We start from the raw sequence: 16,619 nt of genomic DNA on the forward strand, positions 1-16,619 counted from the left end.
GCTATTTTTATTGGTATGGTTGTAAGCTCTAAGCATAGCCCTCGACTCTCATGCTGGCTATGGGCTAGCTCAGCAGGTGCCACTCTCGCGCCTGATTTACCGCCTGAATGCGTCCCTTCACCTGTAGCTTTTCGTAAAGCTGTTTGAGATGCCATTTGACGGTTTCCGCTGAAATGCCCAGCTCGCGCGCAACGCCTTTATTAGAATACCCCTCGGCAATCAAACGCAGCGTTTGCTGTTCGCGTTCGGTAAGACGCAACGCGGACGGCTGCGGGCGGTTCGCATCCGTGGCAATCCCGGCGGTCGCGAAATGCGATAACAGAGATGGGATATCAACGGCCAGGTTGTCGTCCGGCCCACTACGTTTAAGTATCTCACTCAGTAGCGAAGCCATCTCCGCCCCGCCCTCCAGCAGGCTGCGCAACAGTCCCTGGTGCAATGCGCGCGAAAGGGCCGGGCGGCCAACAACCACAGCCTGCTCCTGAGCCCCCGCGCGCCAAAGAGAGAGCGCCTGCATCAGCCGTAAACGCACAGCAAACAGCCACTCGCCGTTGTGTTCCCGGACGCTTGCCAGTTTATCCAGCTGCCGTGCGGCGGCCAGCGGCTCGCCGTAAGCATAAAGTAAACGACTCTCGCTTAACGCGATATATCCGCCAACCGCATCCTGCTGTTGCATCTGATTAAGCCCCTGCAGGCGGCACAGCAGCGCTTCGGCAGTTGGTCTGTCACCCGCGAGAAGCGACATGGCGAGCCGTTCCGCCAGCAGCGGAGCCTGCGCCCGCAGCCAGCCGCGCTGGGCGGCCAGCCCCTCGGCATGAAGTAATAACGACTCCGCCTCTTCTCGCCCGCCTGCCTCGCGAGCCTGACGGGCCAGCACGATGTAGCAGCGGCTAAGGCCGTCCGGCGGGCAAAAGTTATCAATCATCTCCAGGCGTGGGGCGAGCAGGCTCTGGACCTGCTCAACGTCGCCTTTTTCCCAGGCAATCTCCGCCAGTATGGGGGCCAGGGTCGCCCCGCTGCTAGAGTTAGCACCGGTATGCTGTTGCGCATAACGCAGCGCACGCGAGGCCTGCCGCTCCGCCTCGGCGAGATTCCCCTGGCGCAGATAACCCTGCGCCATTACGAACGCCCGGTAGACCTCAACAAAAAGGTTGCGGTTAGCGATGCTCACCCCCGCCACGCGCTGCTGAACATCCAGCGCCTGCTGTGGCCGTGAATCCGCGAGGTGGCAGTAGCTGAGGATGTTGCACACCAGACCATCGACCCAGATATCGCCGCAGGGCACCTCGTGCAGCAGCGGCTCGACAATAGCAATGCTGCGCGAAATGTTGTCAGCAAAGGCTTCGCAAATCGCCCGCACAACCTGCAACTTTACACGCGAACTGTGGACCAGAACATCAGGCCTGGCAGCTGCCTGCGCCTCAATGGCATCAAGCAGTTGGCGGGCATCACTAAAGCGGAAACGGTGCGCTAGCGCCCAGGCCAGATTGAGCTGAAGTTCAATGCGCGACGGATCAAGATTGTCGGGTAGATAGCGGATCCAGCGCACGAGGGTATCAATATCCCCCTCTTCCGCCAGCGACTGCGCCCCGGCCTCGGCATCCTTCGTCGCCGATTTACCGGCAGCCAGTGCGTGGCGAATCGCCTCAGCCCAAAGCTGTTGTGAGGCAAACCACCCGCTGGCGCGGTCGTGCAGTTGGCGAATATCAATCTCGCTACTGTGCTGCAGGCGGTGCAGTAAGGCGTCACGCATCAGCGGATGATAGCGAAACCAGAGGCCGCCCTCATCCAGCGCCGACAGAAACAGGTTATGCTGCCCAATCCACGCCAGCATCTCCCTCGCGTTATCTTTGCCGCTAACCGCATCGCATAACGCCGGATGCAAGCGGTTAAGCAGCGAAGTGTGCAGAAGAAAATCAAATACCTCGGCAGGAAGCGGCGTAAAAATAACCTCGTCGAGATAGCGAGATATTGACCGCGAGCTGGCGCTAAGCCCCATCGCCGCAGATGAAGAACCGGCTGCGTCATGGGATAGCGCGGCCATTTTCATCCCCGCCACCCAACCTTCCGTCAGCGCAATCAGCCGGGGAATATCCTGCGGATTGAGCGCTGACGAAGCAGCAAAATAGGCATTGGCTTCGCTGGGATTAAAGCGCAGCTCCGGGTCATACACCTCCAGTAGCTGGTCCTGCATTTGCAGGCGGCTCAGCGCTAAAGGCGGCTGGTTACGGCTGCCGATAATCAGATGTAAAGAAGACGGCGCATGGTTTAGCAACCAGCTCATTCCCCGCTGAATCGCCGGGTCGGTAATGCACTGATAGTCGTCGAGAATAAGATATAGCGGATGCGGGCACTGATTGAGCTGATTGACGAGTTCGGCAAGGAACAGAGTGATATCGGCTGGCAGTTCCCCTTCCAGAGCATGTAGAAAAGACGAGCTCCAGCCCTGCCACAGCGGCCGTAGCGCCTCTTGCAAATAGCGCATAAACAGCAGCGGCGCGCTGTCATCCTCATCAAGGCTCAGCCAGGCCAGCGCATCACCTTGTCGATGACGATGCCGATACCACTGCGCCAGCAGAGTCGTTTTGCCAAATCCGGCGGGGGCGCAAACCAGCGCCAATCGGCGGGATGTCGCATCATCGAGGCGCTGGAGCAGACGCTCCCGGGCCAATAGCGTTTCCGGCGAGCGGGGCGGCGTAAAGCGGGTGGCGATTAGCGGCAGCGCACGCGTGAAGCGGAAAGGTTCCTGCTCAACAAAGGCCGCCAGTGAATCATCCTGTGAGGATAAAAAAGCCATACCGCGATTACCTCTTAATCCAGTCCGTTGGTCATTATCCCCCCCATCAGGGGGGTAGGCCATGCTTATCGTGCCAGATAGAGTAATTCAATTCACTACGTTGATATGACGTCAGTCGCAGAGATCCCAGGTTTATTAATCAGTACAAGGTGAGTACAGAATATGGCTATCGAAAATAAAGTTGCGTTGGTAACCGGCGCGGGTCAGGGCATTGGCCGCGGTATTGCGTTGCGTTTGGCCAAAGATGGCGCGTCGCTGATGTTGGTGGACGTGAATCCTGAAGGGATTGCCGCCGTCGCCGCCGAAGTCGAGGCGCTGGGCCGCAAAGCAGCCACCTTCGTCGCCAATATCGCTGACCGCGATCAGGTTTATGCCGCCATTGACGCGGCGGAAAAGGCGTTGGGCGGCTTTGATATTATCGTCAACAACGCCGGGATCGCGCAGGTACAGGCGCTGGCCGACGTGACTCCTGAAGAGGTTGATCGGATTATGCGTATCAACGTTCAGGGTACCTTGTGGGGCATTCAGGCGGCGGCAAAAAAATTCATCGATCGTCAGCAAAAAGGGAAAATCATCAACGCCTGCTCTATCGCCGGACATGATGGCTTCGCGCTGCTGGGGATCTATTCCGCGACCAAATTTGCCGTGCGCGCCCTGACCCAGGCGGCCGCAAAAGAGTACGCCAGCCGCGGCATTACGGTTAACGCCTACTGCCCGGGGATTGTGGGTACCGGTATGTGGACTGAAATCGATAAACGCTTCGCAGAGATAACCGGCGCACCGGTTGGCGAAACCTATAAAAAGTATGTAGAAGGCATCGCGTTGGGTCGGGCTGAAACGCCGGACGATGTGGCGAGCCTGGTTTCGTATCTGGCAGGCCCGGATTCCGACTATGTTACCGGTCAATCGATCCTGATCGATGGCGGTATTGTTTACCGTTAAAGAGTAAACCCGGCGCAGCACGCGCCGGGTTTTAGAGGTATTACGCGTTAGCCGTCGGTTCCTGCGGCTTCTTGCTCTGGGTGTTTTCCAGCATCCGGCGAACCGGCACAATCAGCACGCACAGCACCGCAGCGCAGATCAGCAGCGCAATGGAGCAGCGCGCAAAGAGGTCAGGCAGCATATCCAGCTGATCGGCCTTCACATGACCGCCAATCAGGCCCGCCGCCAGGTTCCCCAGCGCGCTGGCGCAGAACCACAGCCCCATCATCTGACCACGCATTCTTTCCGGTGCCAGCAGCGTCATGGTTGCCAGACCAATCGGGCTCAGACACAGCTCGCCCAGCGTCAGCATCAGGATACTGCCAACCAGCCACATCGGCGAAACGCCAGCACCTTCGTTGCTCAGCACGTTTTGCGCCGCCAGCATCATCAGGCCAAAACCCGCCGCCGCGCACAGAATACCGATAACAAACTTGGTGATGCTGCTCGGACGCACGTTTTTACGCGCCAGCGCAGGCCACGCCCAGCTAAATACCGGTGCCAGCAGAATGATGAACAGAGCATTGATCGACTGGAACCATACCGCCGGGATCTCAAAAGAGCCGATCATACGGTTGGTGTAGTCGTTAGCAAACAGGTTGAATGAGGTTGGCTTCTGCTCGAACGCCGACCAGAAAAAGGCCGCCGAAACCAACAGGATAAAGCAGACCAGCAAGCGAGCGCGCTCTTTGCGGCTCAGCCCGGCGAAGGCAAACAGATAGATGAAGTACAGCACCACCGAGGCGGCAATAACGTAGACCAGCATACTGGCAACCGCGACAGGGTTAATCACGATAACGCCCTGGGCAATCAGCGTAATGACAATCGCCACGCCGACCGTCAGCGCCAGCAGCCATCCACCCACGCCGTTTCTTTTCACGACCGGGCTATTCCAGGTTGAGTCGAGACCGACTTCGCTGTCGTAGCGTTTCATCGCCGGGACGGCAAAGACGCGGAAGATAACCAGCGCAACCAGCATCCCGATACCGCCGATACCAAAGCCCCAGTGCCAGCCGTGAGACTTAATCAGCCAACCGGAGATCAGCGGCGCAATGAACGACCCCATGTTGATGCCCATATAGAACAGTGAAAATCCACCGTCGCGGCGCGCATCGCCCTTCTTGTAGAGCGTCCCAACCATCACCGAAATACAGGTTTTGAACAGGCCGGAACCGAGCACGATAAACATCAGGCCGATAAAGAACAGCGTGTCCCCCATCACCGCCGACAGCGCGATGGACAGATGGCCCAAGGCAATCAGAATCGAACCGTACCAGACCGCCTTTTGTTGACCAAGCCAGTTATCCGCCAACCAGCCGCCTGGCAGCGCGGCAAGATACATCGCACCGGCAAAGATACCCACGATCGCCGAGGCGTTCTCACGCGCCAGCCCCATGCCGCCATCATAAACGGTGGCCGCCATAAACAGGATCAGTAATGGACGAATGCCGTAGAACGAAAATCGCTCCCACATTTCGGTGAAAAACAGCGAACCAAGCGGGTATGGATGACCAAAAAAGGTCCGACTTTCATTTTTATTCACAGAGGAATGCATAACTTCTCCCAAAAGATACCCGCAGCGATTTAAAACCACGGGAAGCGTGTTGACCTTTTATACACAAGGTCAATTATTCACATTTAATGTGATGATATTTAACCATTTGATAACCTAAAAATGGTCCTGTCTAGTCCCTTACCCCAACTTTTTAGATGAAAATTCGACAAACGTCTACTTTTCCGGATTTAAAGTTGGCGAGAGGGGAAATGTGATTGACATGGTAAAACACACAGAAAAAATCATTTAATCATTAAAAAACAAATAATTAATAATATTTATTCTTATGATTACCGGGTCGTATATGAGTGAACAACGCCCAATCAATAACCCTAAGAAATACGTGTCTGATGAGCACAATGTCAGGAAAGGCCGATAAAACTAACAATTAAAGTTGTGAATGGATCGCCATCAGGGGGCGTAGGTAATCCAGCACCGAACTTTGCACAACTCGAGGGTTAAATCGCCGAACCGACGGCATTCGTATACGGCTTTAGCGGGTGTTTATGACGCGCCAGCAGGTGAGACTGACGCGTTGTTATGGACGATTATTTAATCCAGCGTTCTTTAATTTCGCTATATTCAGAAGAAGCCATCACCTTCTCCAGCGCCTGGTTTATCTCCGCCAGCAACGGGTTCCCTTTACGCAGCGCAATGCCCAGACCTTTACCATAATACTCAGGGTCGGTGGCGTGCTCATCCATAATGACGAAGTCCGGGTTCTCCTTCAGCCAGTTTTTCATCGCCGCCACGTCGCCAAACACCCCGTCCAGGCGTCCGTTTCGCAGGTCGATTAGCGCGTTCATATAGCTATCATAGGCTTGAGATTCAATCTCACTATGGCGATCCTGGAGATAGCGCTGATGAGAGGTCCCGTTCTCCAGGCCAAGCTTTTTACCTTTCAAATCGGCAAAGGTATGGAAGGTATCTTTGCGCACCACCGCAACCGCCGACAGTTCGTTGAAGTACGGCGTCGAGAAATCAACCTGCTTTTCACGCAGCGGTGTGATATCCATACCGGCAATCACCGCATCCATTTTCTTAAAACGCAGCGCCGGGATCAGGCTATCAAAACTCTGATTGGTGAAGTTACAGGTCGCCTGGAGTTCCTTACATACCGCTTTGGCAATATCGATATCAAAACCAGCCACCTGGTTATTACCATCGACAAATTCAAACGGCGGATAGGTCGCGCTGGTACCAAAATGGATCACCCGTTCAGCCGCCAGCGCCGAACAAGAAAATACACCGAGCGCAAGAGCGAGATAAGTGCCTTTCATGTTAATGCTCCCTGTGATACCCCTACAATAATTCAGCGGTCTGAAAGATGGTCGGGATCGTTATTTCCGTCAGGCATCGAATCAAATTCATCGCCCAAATAATTTTCGTCATCGATAAACCTTCCAGGTTATGGCCTGCGAGATAGCAGATGCCGCCCGTCCGGGGAGAACAATTATACTTGAACTGGCGCCGGTTCTGTAGATTCCTGCCATCTTATCGGACATAAATTAATGAATCATATCCACAGGTTACGCGTTACGCGATTGACCACAGCATAATATATCAAGCTGAAGGTTATGTTTCATATCAGCAAGAATAGTAATGGTTTAAGCAGAGATAAAAATTTCACTATAGGTGCAATACGCAAAATATCTAACCCTGACTTAAAGATCGGGGATTTTTCTTCTTAACTCAGACAGCCCTACACCGACAACTGCAGCCATTTTCACGATGAGTGCTCAGTCAGCATCTGCCACAGAAATTCTTCTTTCATGATCCGCTGAAATGCCCGTTGGCTATTTTCCGGTGAACTGCCGTGATCAGGTCTTTCGCGATCGCAGCAAAATCCTCATAGGCACGGTGACGATGCTACTTCAGAGCCACCTGATACCATAACGGACCATACTCCCCTCCACCGTGAATGTTCGCGACCACGTAGACACCGCCCTTTTGCAGCCAGGTGTCACCCATAGCACTCAAATAATGCGGGGATAATGAGACTTCAAAGCCGCAGTAACCGTAGAGCAAAGTCTGGTGATCATCGGCCCTCTAGCCGCAACCTGGAAATAAGGGATGCGCGTACTATCCTGCGGATTGCAAAAAACCATGGCTCACCTGCTGATCGCGGTTACTTTCCAAATCAATACAGGACGCAGAAATATTGGTGTAATTGGGCAATTCCAACGTTTATATATTCCGCCACTTTACGAAATGGATCTCTTGCTTACGGGTATAAAATCTGAGTGTAACCGATGGATTTATAAGAGAAAATATATGGAGCGGGCGAAGGGAATCGAACCCTCGTATAGAGCTTGGGAAGCTCTCGTTCTACCATTGAACTACGCCCGCAAAGAAGTGCGAGGGCCATTATAGACCTTACGCACTCGCTGACAAGCCCAAACTACGCTAACTGCCGATAAAATAACCTTTTAGCACTTAGGCTTACTACCCTGCGGCGGTAAATAGCGCAGTGGGTCGATAGCCGTTGCACGATAGCGAATCTGGAAATGCAGGCGCACGGAATCAGCATCCGTACTGCCCATAGTGGCGATCTGCTGGCCAATCTTCACGCTCTGACCGTTATTCACCATCAGCTTATCGTTGTGCGCATAGGCGCTGATGTAGTCCTCATTATGTTTAATCATAATCAGGTTACCGTAGCCGCGCAGTTGATTGCCCACGTACACCACTTTGCCCGCACCGGACGCATAGACCGGCTGGCCGCGCTTCCCGGCGATATCAATACCTTTATTACCACCATCGCTGGTGGAGTACGGCAGCACCACCTTTCCGCTGGTTGGCCAGCGCCAGCAGCGTTGTCCGAGCGGTGGCCAGGATGATTGCGGTACCGCCGAGGATGGCGTCACGGCAGCAGTGCGGCTGGCTGATGATTTTTTGCTGGATGTTCCCGATTTCGCGGTGGTTCCTGAACTGCTGCTCAGCTTCAGCTTTTGTCCTACTTCAATGGTATAGGGAGGTGAAATATTGTTGAGTCGGGCCAGATCCCTGACGCTGGTGCCGGTGGTGCGCGAAATGGCGTATAGCGTGTCGCCGCGCTTCACGGTATACGTGGAGCCGGAATCAGATGAACTGGAGCACCCTGCAACGATCAGGCTGCTCACCAACATTATCGTGATAAAAAGGCGTTTTCTCATCAGGCGTCCTGCACTCAACACAAACACTCACCTCGAAACCAGGGGGCGATTATCATACCAGCCCGTAGGACGATCCCCAATCTCAACCCTTCATCCAGAAGTATTAAATGGATATCCCTGGGCGATAATATCCATTAGCGCGGGCAGATAGGACATGGATGGCAATTTCACCAGCGCCGGATAGAATATTTGCGGCGAGGGGAATACCTCCACCACGTAGCACTGGCTAAGTTTGTCAGCATCAACTTCGGAAGACGGCAGCAGCGTCGCAGCCTCAAGACCGGATTCGAGCCAGTCGAGGATCACCCCCGGCTGGGTTATATGCATAATCACCTTCGCATTTACCCCGGACTTACGAAAGAGATCCATCAGCATCTCGTAAGTCCCTGAATCCTTTGCCCGATGCAGCAACACCAGCGGCAGCTCCGCCAGTGAAGTGTAACTGTACGGATTTGACGGTGGCCCAGACAGGCATTTTTTATTAATCACCGCCACCAGCTTGATCGGGTCAAAAGAGACATAATCAAAGCCTTCGCTGCGATAGGGCCGCTGTATTAACGCCAGATCGATTGCGCCTTCTGTTAATAATGCCTCAAGATGGCTGGAGTCGGTAACGGAGATATTTATCGATGTTTCAGGGTTACACCGATATAGCTCCATTAAGAGTGGTTTAAAATAATTCTGATAAAGATGAGTCAAGCCAATTCGTAATTCAGTTCTGTTTTTCTGCGCGATATCCGTTGTTTCACGGGCGGTATCTTCTACCTGGCGTAATATTTCACAGCCTTTACGATAAAGAAAAAAGCCGGCTTCAGTCGGTTCAATGCGGTTACCGCGACGAACAAAAAGCGACACCTGAAGCTCCTCTTCCAGCTCCTGTATCCGCTTGCTGAGCGGCGGCTGAGCCATGTTCAGTGATTTCGCCGCCTGGCTGACGGAACCGTGCTCCACCACCCGACAAAAGTAACGTAAGCGCTTTAAATCCATCATTGCCACCCGTGATTTATCTTCTTATCAGTATCACACTTACGCTGCCAAATAAAAAGCCAGCGCCGCTTCATCTCATATTGATTAATCATCCGTTAACACATTCTTAAAATAAACTTTTTTGATCTACTGAGCCTCCGCTAAACGGTATTTGTTTAAAAGGGCAATGAAAAATATTGTGCCGGTAGCAAAACTGCTTTTCTGAAGGAACATCCCATGGCAAATACTGATAACAAAAAAACTTCAACGGTGCATGATTTACGCTCTGCGCTAGAACTCCTGAAAACGCTTCCCGGCGAGTATGTTGAAACCGATACCGAAGTCGACCCGCATGCTGAACTCTCCGGGGTTTATCGCTACGTGGGTGCAGGTGGTACCTGCCAGCGCCCGACCCGCAAGAATGGGCCGGTCATGGTCTTCAATAAAATCAAAGGATTTAATGATATCAGCGTGGCGATTGGCCTGAACGGCTCGCGCCAGCGCGTCAGCCATTTTCTCCAGTGTGAACCGGCAAAACTGGGGCATCTGCTAAAAGATTCGGTCGAAAACGCCATCGCACCGGTAATGGCTCAAAGTGCTGCGGTATGTCAGGAAGTGGTTCATCTGGCGAGCGATGCTGATTTCGATCTGCGCAAACTGTTGCCTGCTCCAACCAACACCGAAGAAGACGCAGGTCCCTATATCACCATGGGCCTGTGCTACGCCTCGGACCCGGAAACGCACGAGTCCGATATCACTATTCACCGCCTGTGCGTACAGAGCCGCGACGAACTCTCCATGTGGCTGACCCCCGGTCGCCATATTGATGCTTTCCGCATGAAGGCGGAAGCCGCAGGACAGCCGCTGCCGATTTCTATCAGCATTGGTGTCGATCCGGCAATTGAGATTGCCGCCTGCTTCGAGCCGCCGACCACGCCGCTGGGTTTCAACGAACTGAGCATTGCGGGCGCGCTGCGCGGCAAAGCGGTTGAAATGGTGCAGTGTAAAACCATTAATGAAAAAGCCATCGCCCACGCCGAGATTGTCATTGAAGGCGAACTGCTGCCAAACGCACGCGTACGTGAAGATCAGAACACCAACACCGGCCGCGCAATGCCTGAATTTCCAGGCTATACCGGCGAAGCGAAAGAGGCGATCCCGGTCATCAAGGTGAAAGCCGTGACCCATCGCATCAACCCCATCTGGCGCACCACCGTCGGTCCAGGCGAAGAACACGTCAACATGGCCGGTATCCCCACAGAAGCCAGCATTCTGGATATGGTCGAACGCGCGATGCCGGGCAAACTGCTGAACGTTTTCGCCCACTCAGCTGGCGGCGGTAAATTGCTGGCAGTGCTGCAATTTAAAAAATTCTCCCCAGCCGATGAAGGGCGTCAGCGCCAGGCGGCCCTGCTGGCCTTCTCCGCCTTCCCGGAACTCAAGCACGTGATTCTGGTAGATGAAGACGTGGATATTTTCGATAGCGACGACGTGCTGTGGGCCATGCAAACCCGCTATCAGGGCGATGTCGACACCATTACCATCCCCGGCGTGCGCTGCCACCCGCTCGACCCGTCCCAGGTGCCGGAGTACAGCCCGAGCATCCTGCAACAGGGGATGTCCTGCAAAACCATTTTCGACTGTACGGTACCGTTCCACCTGAAGCACAACTTCCAGCGTTCCAAATTTAAAGACGTGGACGTGAAGCGCTTCCTGCCGGATTTCGAATAAAGGAGACCCCCATGAAAGCACGCATCATCATTGGTATCAGCGGAGCATCAGGATTTCAGTACGGAGTGAAGGCTCTGGAGTTACTTCGCCCGCTTCCCGTTGAAGTCCATCTGGTGGTCTCAAAAGGCGCGGAGAAAACCTGCGAACTGGAGACGGATTATCAGTTGGACGAGGTGATGGCGCTGGCTGACGTGGTGCATCCCATTGGCAATCTGGGGGCATCCATCTCCAGCGGTTCATTCAAAACGCTGGGGATGCTGGTCGCCCCTTGCTCAATGCGCTCTCTAGGTGCCATTGCCCACTGTCTGACCGACAACCTGCTCACCCGGGCAGCGGACGTGGTGCTGAAAGAGCGCCGCCGCCTGGTGCTGCTGGCCCGCGAAACGCCGCTCAACCTCGGCCATATTCGCAATATGTTGGCGGTGACGGAAATGGGCGGGATTGTGTTCCCACCGGTTCCGGCGCTTTATCAACGCCCGCAAACGGCAGACGACATCATTACTCATAGCGTTAATCGCGCGCTCGACCTGTTTGACCTTGAGGTCAACAACATCCCTCGCTGGGGCGAGGGCGAGCTAAGTTTTAATTAACAGGAAATTATTCAATGTTAATCGGCCCATATGTAAATGGAGCCGCCGTGATTATTGGCGGACTTATTGGCGCAGCGGCGGGCGGTAAGCTTCCCGATCGCGTAAAAACGGCGCTGCCGATGACCTTCGGCCTGTGCTCCGTCGGTCTTGGCATTACGTTGGTTTTGAAAGTGAAATATATGCCCGCCGTGGTGCTGGCGATGGTGATCGGCGCAATTCTCGGTGAACTGCTGCATCTGGAAAAGGGCATTGGTAAGGCGGCAGGCTCAACGCGCGGCTTTATCAATAAAGTGCTTCCCCCGGTGCAGGGCCTGTGCCACGAAGAGTTCACGGAGAAATTTGTCGCTATCCTGGTGCTATTTTGCGCCAGCGGCACCGGCATTTTCGGGGCGATGACGGAAGGGATAAGCGGCGACCCGTCAATCTTGTACATCAAAACGATTCTCGATCTGTTCACCGCCGGGATCTTTGCCACGCTGCTGGGTTACGCGGTGATGACCATCGCTATCCCGCAGGTCATTATTCAGGTGGCGCTGGCGATGCTGGCTGTGGTTATCCTACCGATGATCTCACCTGAGATGATGGCGGATTTCTCCTGTGCAGGCGGGCTGCTGATGGTGGCGACCGGATTGCGTATCTGTAACATCAAGCTGTTCCCGGTCGCCAATATGTTGCCCGGACTGGTTCTGGTGATGCCGTTCTCCCATTTATGGGCGGCACTGGTTGCCTGATAAGATCTATCGTCGCGTATCATAATGATTTGATTAAGCTCATAATGATACGCGGCGCACGGCGTTTTTTCGCCCTCCTCTCCCCATAACGGCTACAACTTTTAACATCATCACAGTTCCTTGACTTGCCCACCGTAATTTCCGCTTCTGGCGTAATTCTTGCCTGTTTTAGGTATTGGCTTGCGAGCCAAATCTTCATTTCAGGGGGACGACTATGGAATCGCGAGAAGCGACCGTTACCGGTGAGTCATGTATGCGCGTGGATGCCATTGCCAAGGTGACCGGGCGGGCCAGATACACCGATGATTACGTGATGGCAGGCATGTGTTATGCCAAATATGTTCGCAGCCCCATAGCACATGGCTATGCCAACAGCATCAATTGTGACGATGCCAAAAACTTACCCGGCGTGCTGGCAGTATTTACCTGGGAAGACGTGCCGGATATTGCGTTTGCCACCGCAGGCCACGCCTGGACGCTGGAGGCGGGTAAACGCGACACCGCCGACCGCTATCTGCTGACCCGTCACGTCCGTCATCACGGTGACGCGGTGGCGATTGTGGTGGCCAGAGATGAGCTGACCGCCGAGAAAGCGGCGCTGCGGGTTAAGGTCGACTGGCAGCCTTTACCGGTAATAACCACCCCGGAGGCCGCGCTGGCGGAGGGTGCTGTCGAAATCCATCCCGGCGGCAACCTGCTCAAACAGAGTGAAATGGCCGCCGGGAACGTTGCGCAGGCGATTGAATCTGCAGACCTGCAGATTCAGGGACACTATCAAACGCCGGTCATCCAACATTGCCATATGGAGACCGTCACCTCATTTGCCTGGATGGAAGAGGATTCCCGCATCTCCATCGTCACCAGCACCCAAATCCCCCACATCGTGCGCCGGGTCGTCGGTCAGGCGCTCGGTATTCCGTGGTCCTGCGTGCGGGTCATTAAGCCCTATGTCGGCGGCGGATTTGGTAATAAACAGGACGTGCTGGAAGAGCCGATGGTGGCCTTCCTGACCAGTAAGCTCGGCGGTATTCCGGTGAAGGTTTCGCTCAGCCGCGAAGAGTGCTTCCTCGCCTCCCGCACGCGACATGCTTTTACTATCGACGGGCGAATGGGCATCAATCGCGACGGCATCTTAAAAGGCTACAGTCTCGACGTGCTGTCTAACACCGGAGCGTATGCTTCGCACGGTCACTCCATCGCCTCGGCGGGCGGCAACAAAGTGGCGTATCTCTATCCACGCAGCGCCTACGGATACCGTTCAACCACCTGCTATACCAATCTGCCTTCGGCGGGCGCAATGCGCGGATACGGCGCGCCGCAGGTTGTTTTTGCGGTGGAGGCGATGATGGATGATGCCGCCACTGCGTTGGGGCTGGACCCGATAGATGTCCGCTTACTCAACGTCGCCCGTGAAGGGGACGCCAACCCGCTCACCGGCAAAATTATCTACAGCGCCGGGCTGCCGGAGTGCCTGCAAAAAGGCCGCGAACTGTTTGAATGGGATAAACGCCGCGCTGAATATCAGAATCAGTGGGGAGATATCCGTCGCGGTGTCGGCGTCGCCTGCTTTAGCTATACCTCCAACACCTGGCCGGTCGGCGTTGAAATCGCCGGGGTCCGCCTGCTGATGAATCAGGACGGGACGATCAACGTCCAGAGCGGTGCGACGGAAATTGGTCAGGGGGCCGATACCGTGTTTGCGCAGATGGTGGCGGAAACCGTCGGCGTCCCGGTGAGCAATGTCCACGTGATTTCGACTCAGGATACCGATGTCACCCCGTTCGATCCCGGCGCGTTTGCTTCGCGGCAAAGCTATACCACCGCGCCCGCGTTGCGCAAAGCGGCGCTGGAATTGAAAGAAAAAATCCTCACTCACGCTGCTGTCATGCTGCATCAGTCGGCCATGAGCCTGACGCTAATCGGCGGCAATATCGTCCTTATCGATCGCCCCACGCGCCCGCTGCTGTCGTTGAAAGACCTGGCCATGGACGCGTTTTATCACCCAGAACGCGGCGGTCAGCTATCGGCGGAAAGCTCGGTGAAAACCACCACCAATCCCCCGGCCTTCGGCTGCACGTTTGTTGACCTGAGCGTCGATCTAGCCCTGTGCAAAGTCACGATTAATCGGATCCTCAACGTCCACGACTCTGGTCATATTTTGAATCCACAGCTGGCGGAAGGTCAGGTGCATGGCGGAATGGGGATGGGCATCGGCTGGTCGCTGTTTGAAGAGATGATTATCGATGCCGACAGCGGCGTGGTGCGTAACCCCAACCTGCTGGATTACAAAATGCCGACCATGCTCGATCTCCCGGAACTGGAGAGCGCGTTCGTTGAAACGCTGGAGCCGCAATCCGCCTACGGGCATAAATCGCTCGGCGAGCCGCCGATTATTCCCATTGCCGCCGCCATTCGTAACGCGGTCAAAATGGCGACGGGCGTCGCTGTCGATACGCTGCCGCTGACGCCAAAACGGCTATTCGAGGCGTTTCATGAAGCGGGTTTGATTAAAGGATAAGACTATGTTTGATATCGCGACCTACCATCGCGCCCCGGATATCGTCGGGGCCATCGCGCTGCTGGCAAACAATCCGCAGGCGAAACTGCTCGCGGGCGGCACTGACGTTTTAATTCAGCTTCACCATCACAACGCTCGTTATCGCCATATTGTGGACATCAACGCCTTAGCGGAGCTGCGCGGCATTACCCTCACTGAGCACGGCGGGATTCGCATCGGCTCCGCCACCACCTTTAGCGAGCTTATCGACCATCCCTTAGTCCAGCGCCATCTTCCTGCTCTCAGCGCGGCTTCCGCTTCAATCGCCGGACCGCAAATTCGTAACGTCGCCACCTACGGCGGCAATATTTGCAACGGAGCGACCAGCGCCGACTCTGCCACCCCGACGCTGATTTACGAGGCCTCGCTGGAGATCCATTCGTCTAAGGGCGTGCGCTTTACGCCGATCAACGGCTTCCACACAGGTCCCGGCAAGGTGTCTCTTGAGCACGACGAGCTGGTGGTGGCGTTTCACTTTCCTGCCCAGCCCACCTCATCTACCGGCAGCGCACACTATAAATATGCCATGCGCGATGCCATGGATATTTCCACCATCGGCTGTGCCGCGCGCTGTTGTCTGGAAGAGGGTCGCATTCGCGAGCTGCGGCTGGCCTTCGGAGTCGCCGCCCCCACGCCCATCCGCTGCCAACACGCTGAACAGAGCGCGCAAAATGCCCCATTAACCCGGCAAACCCTTGAGACACTGAGCGAAGTGGTATTGCAGGACGTCACCCCGCGCTCCTCCTGGCGCGCCAGCAAAGCATTTCGTCTACACCTTATCCAGACGATGACAAAAAAAGTGGTCAGCGAAGCCGTTATTGCGGCGGGAGGAGAATGGCGATGAATCACAGCGACAGAATCACCATCGAATGTCGAATCAACGGAATGGGCTTTCAGCTAAGCGTCTCACCGGGTATGCCGCTCTCCGAGCTGCTGCGCGAACAGGGGTTATTGAGCGTGAAACACGGCTGCTGTGTCGGGGAGTGCGGCGCGTGCACCGTTTTGATTGATGGAACGGCGATAGACAGCTGTCTGTATCTCGCCGTCTGGGCCGCAGGCAAGGAGATTCGCACGCTGGAGGGAGAGCAGCAGGCCGGGCGGCTGTCACCAGTGCAAAAAGCCTATGCAGAATCGGGGGCCGTTCAGTGCGGGTTCTGCACGCCGGGATTGATTATGGCGACCACAGCCATGCTCGCCAGGCCGCGCAGCCAACCGCTAACCGTCCTGGAGATTCGCCGGGGGCTGGCGGGGAACCTGTGCCGCTGCACCGGCTATCAGATGATCCTCCAGGCCGTACAGGCCTGCGAGAAGCAGGAATAACGCGCGTCGGATATCGCCTCCGGGAAGATTCTGCTGTCTTTCTCCCGGGGGCGGCGCAAAGCGCCTTGCCCGGGCTACGGAAACGCAGACGACTGAAGGCTTGTAGCCCGGACAGATGCGCAGCATCGCCTCCGGGAAGATTCTGTGGTCTTTCTCCCGGGGGCGGCGCAAAGCGCCTTGCCCGGGCTTGTATGATGACTCCGTCAGAAAGAACCGGCCAGTTCTCTCTGATGGCG

General features: G+C 55.3%; 12 protein-coding genes and 1 tRNA gene. 7 read left to right on the top strand and 6 right to left on the bottom strand.

What is annotated here, in order from left to right; all coding sequences use genetic code 11:
• Positions 1–64: 64 nt before the first annotated feature.
• A complete protein-coding gene (locus tag QVF11_RS24415) occupies positions 65–2,797 on the bottom strand; it encodes a LuxR C-terminal-related transcriptional regulator (RefSeq protein ID WP_287859942.1) in 2,733 nt (910 codons plus the stop codon).
• A gap of 162 nt (positions 2,798–2,959) precedes the next feature.
• Between QVF11_RS24415 and QVF11_RS24420 the strand changes: the two genes are divergently transcribed.
• Positions 2,960–3,739: an acetoin reductase gene (locus tag QVF11_RS24420; protein ID WP_110276384.1), complete on the top strand. Its 780-nt coding sequence runs from the start codon at positions 2,960–2,962 to the stop codon at positions 3,737–3,739.
• Between the two features lie 40 nt (positions 3,740–3,779).
• On the opposite strand, the gene QVF11_RS24425 is transcribed toward QVF11_RS24420, so the two are convergent.
• From QVF11_RS24425 to QVF11_RS24450, 5 genes are all read right to left on the bottom strand, one after another.
• Positions 3,780–5,333 (bottom strand): peptide MFS transporter, encoded by a 1,554-nt coding sequence (locus QVF11_RS24425; RefSeq protein ID WP_287859946.1) that lies wholly within the window; start codon positions 5,331–5,333, stop codon positions 3,780–3,782.
• Positions 5,334–5,881: 548 nt separating this feature from the next.
• The gene (locus QVF11_RS24430; RefSeq protein ID WP_287859949.1) at positions 5,882–6,613 is read right to left on the bottom strand and encodes an arginine ABC transporter substrate-binding protein; all 732 of its coding nucleotides are present in this window, start codon (positions 6,611–6,613) and stop codon (positions 5,882–5,884) included.
• A gap of 995 nt (positions 6,614–7,608) precedes the next feature.
• Positions 7,609–7,682, bottom strand: a tRNA-Gly gene (locus QVF11_RS24440).
• 80 nt (positions 7,683–7,762) lie between these two features.
• Positions 7,763–8,488, bottom strand: a complete 726-nt coding sequence (gene actS, locus QVF11_RS24445; protein WP_287859951.1) for an amidase activator ActS — start codon at positions 8,486–8,488, stop codon at positions 7,763–7,765.
• 90 nt (positions 8,489–8,578) lie between these two features.
• On the bottom strand, positions 8,579–9,475 hold the full coding sequence (locus QVF11_RS24450) for a LysR family transcriptional regulator (protein ID WP_112217142.1): 897 nt from the start codon (positions 9,473–9,475) through the stop codon (positions 8,579–8,581).
• 216 nt (positions 9,476–9,691) lie between these two features.
• Between QVF11_RS24450 and QVF11_RS24455 the strand changes: the two genes are divergently transcribed.
• From QVF11_RS24455 to xdhC, 6 genes are all read left to right on the top strand, one after another.
• Positions 9,692–11,185, top strand: a complete 1,494-nt coding sequence (locus tag QVF11_RS24455) for a UbiD family decarboxylase (protein ID WP_112217141.1) — start codon at positions 9,692–9,694, stop codon at positions 11,183–11,185.
• A gap of 11 nt (positions 11,186–11,196) precedes the next feature.
• A complete protein-coding gene (locus tag QVF11_RS24460; protein WP_287859955.1) occupies positions 11,197–11,775 on the top strand; it encodes a UbiX family flavin prenyltransferase in 579 nt (192 codons plus the stop codon).
• Between the two features lie 14 nt (positions 11,776–11,789).
• On the top strand, positions 11,790–12,506 hold the full coding sequence (locus tag QVF11_RS24465; RefSeq protein ID WP_287859957.1) for a DUF554 domain-containing protein: 717 nt from the start codon (positions 11,790–11,792) through the stop codon (positions 12,504–12,506).
• Between the two features lie 214 nt (positions 12,507–12,720).
• The gene (xdhA, locus tag QVF11_RS24470; protein ID WP_287859960.1) at positions 12,721–15,024 is read left to right on the top strand and encodes a xanthine dehydrogenase molybdenum-binding subunit XdhA; all 2,304 of its coding nucleotides are present in this window, start codon (positions 12,721–12,723) and stop codon (positions 15,022–15,024) included.
• A 4-nt stretch (positions 15,025–15,028) separates the two neighbouring features.
• On the top strand, positions 15,029–15,907 hold the full coding sequence (gene xdhB / locus QVF11_RS24475; RefSeq protein ID WP_287859962.1) for a xanthine dehydrogenase FAD-binding subunit XdhB: 879 nt from the start codon (positions 15,029–15,031) through the stop codon (positions 15,905–15,907).
• The gene (xdhC, locus tag QVF11_RS24480) at positions 15,904–16,383 is read left to right on the top strand and encodes a xanthine dehydrogenase iron sulfur-binding subunit XdhC (RefSeq protein ID WP_287859965.1); all 480 of its coding nucleotides are present in this window, start codon (positions 15,904–15,906) and stop codon (positions 16,381–16,383) included. The genes xdhB and xdhC overlap by 4 nt, the downstream gene beginning before the upstream one ends.
• The last annotated feature ends 236 nt before the right edge of the window (positions 16,384–16,619 follow it).

It is taken from the genome of Klebsiella sp., from assembly GCF_027492335.1.
In the GTDB taxonomy this organism is placed as follows: domain Bacteria; phylum Pseudomonadota; class Gammaproteobacteria; order Enterobacterales; family Enterobacteriaceae; genus Klebsiella; species Klebsiella huaxiensis.

What these genes read in the sequence shown, in the direction of transcription:
- QVF11_RS24415 (WP_287859942.1), bottom strand. Translation starts at nt 2,797, where the DNA reads ATGGCTTTTTTATCCTCACAGGATGATTCACTGGCGGCCTTTGTTGAG.
- QVF11_RS24420 (WP_110276384.1), top strand. Translation starts at nt 2,960, where the DNA reads ATGGCTATCGAAAATAAAGTTGCGTTGGTAACCGGCGCGGGTCAGGGC.
- QVF11_RS24425 (WP_287859946.1), bottom strand. Translation starts at nt 5,333, where the DNA reads ATGCATTCCTCTGTGAATAAAAATGAAAGTCGGACCTTTTTTGGTCAT.
- QVF11_RS24430 (WP_287859949.1), bottom strand. Translation starts at nt 6,613, where the DNA reads ATGAAAGGCACTTATCTCGCTCTTGCGCTCGGTGTATTTTCTTGTTCG.
- actS (WP_287859951.1), bottom strand. Translation starts at nt 8,488, where the DNA reads ATGAGAAAACGCCTTTTTATCACGATAATGTTGGTGAGCAGCCTGATC.
- QVF11_RS24450 (WP_112217142.1), bottom strand. Translation starts at nt 9,475, where the DNA reads ATGGATTTAAAGCGCTTACGTTACTTTTGTCGGGTGGTGGAGCACGGT.
- QVF11_RS24455 (WP_112217141.1), top strand. Translation starts at nt 9,692, where the DNA reads ATGGCAAATACTGATAACAAAAAAACTTCAACGGTGCATGATTTACGC.
- QVF11_RS24460 (WP_287859955.1), top strand. Translation starts at nt 11,197, where the DNA reads ATGAAAGCACGCATCATCATTGGTATCAGCGGAGCATCAGGATTTCAG.
- QVF11_RS24465 (WP_287859957.1), top strand. Translation starts at nt 11,790, where the DNA reads ATGTTAATCGGCCCATATGTAAATGGAGCCGCCGTGATTATTGGCGGA.
- xdhA (WP_287859960.1), top strand. Translation starts at nt 12,721, where the DNA reads ATGGAATCGCGAGAAGCGACCGTTACCGGTGAGTCATGTATGCGCGTG.
- xdhB (WP_287859962.1), top strand. Translation starts at nt 15,029, where the DNA reads ATGTTTGATATCGCGACCTACCATCGCGCCCCGGATATCGTCGGGGCC.
- xdhC (WP_287859965.1), top strand. Translation starts at nt 15,904, where the DNA reads ATGAATCACAGCGACAGAATCACCATCGAATGTCGAATCAACGGAATG.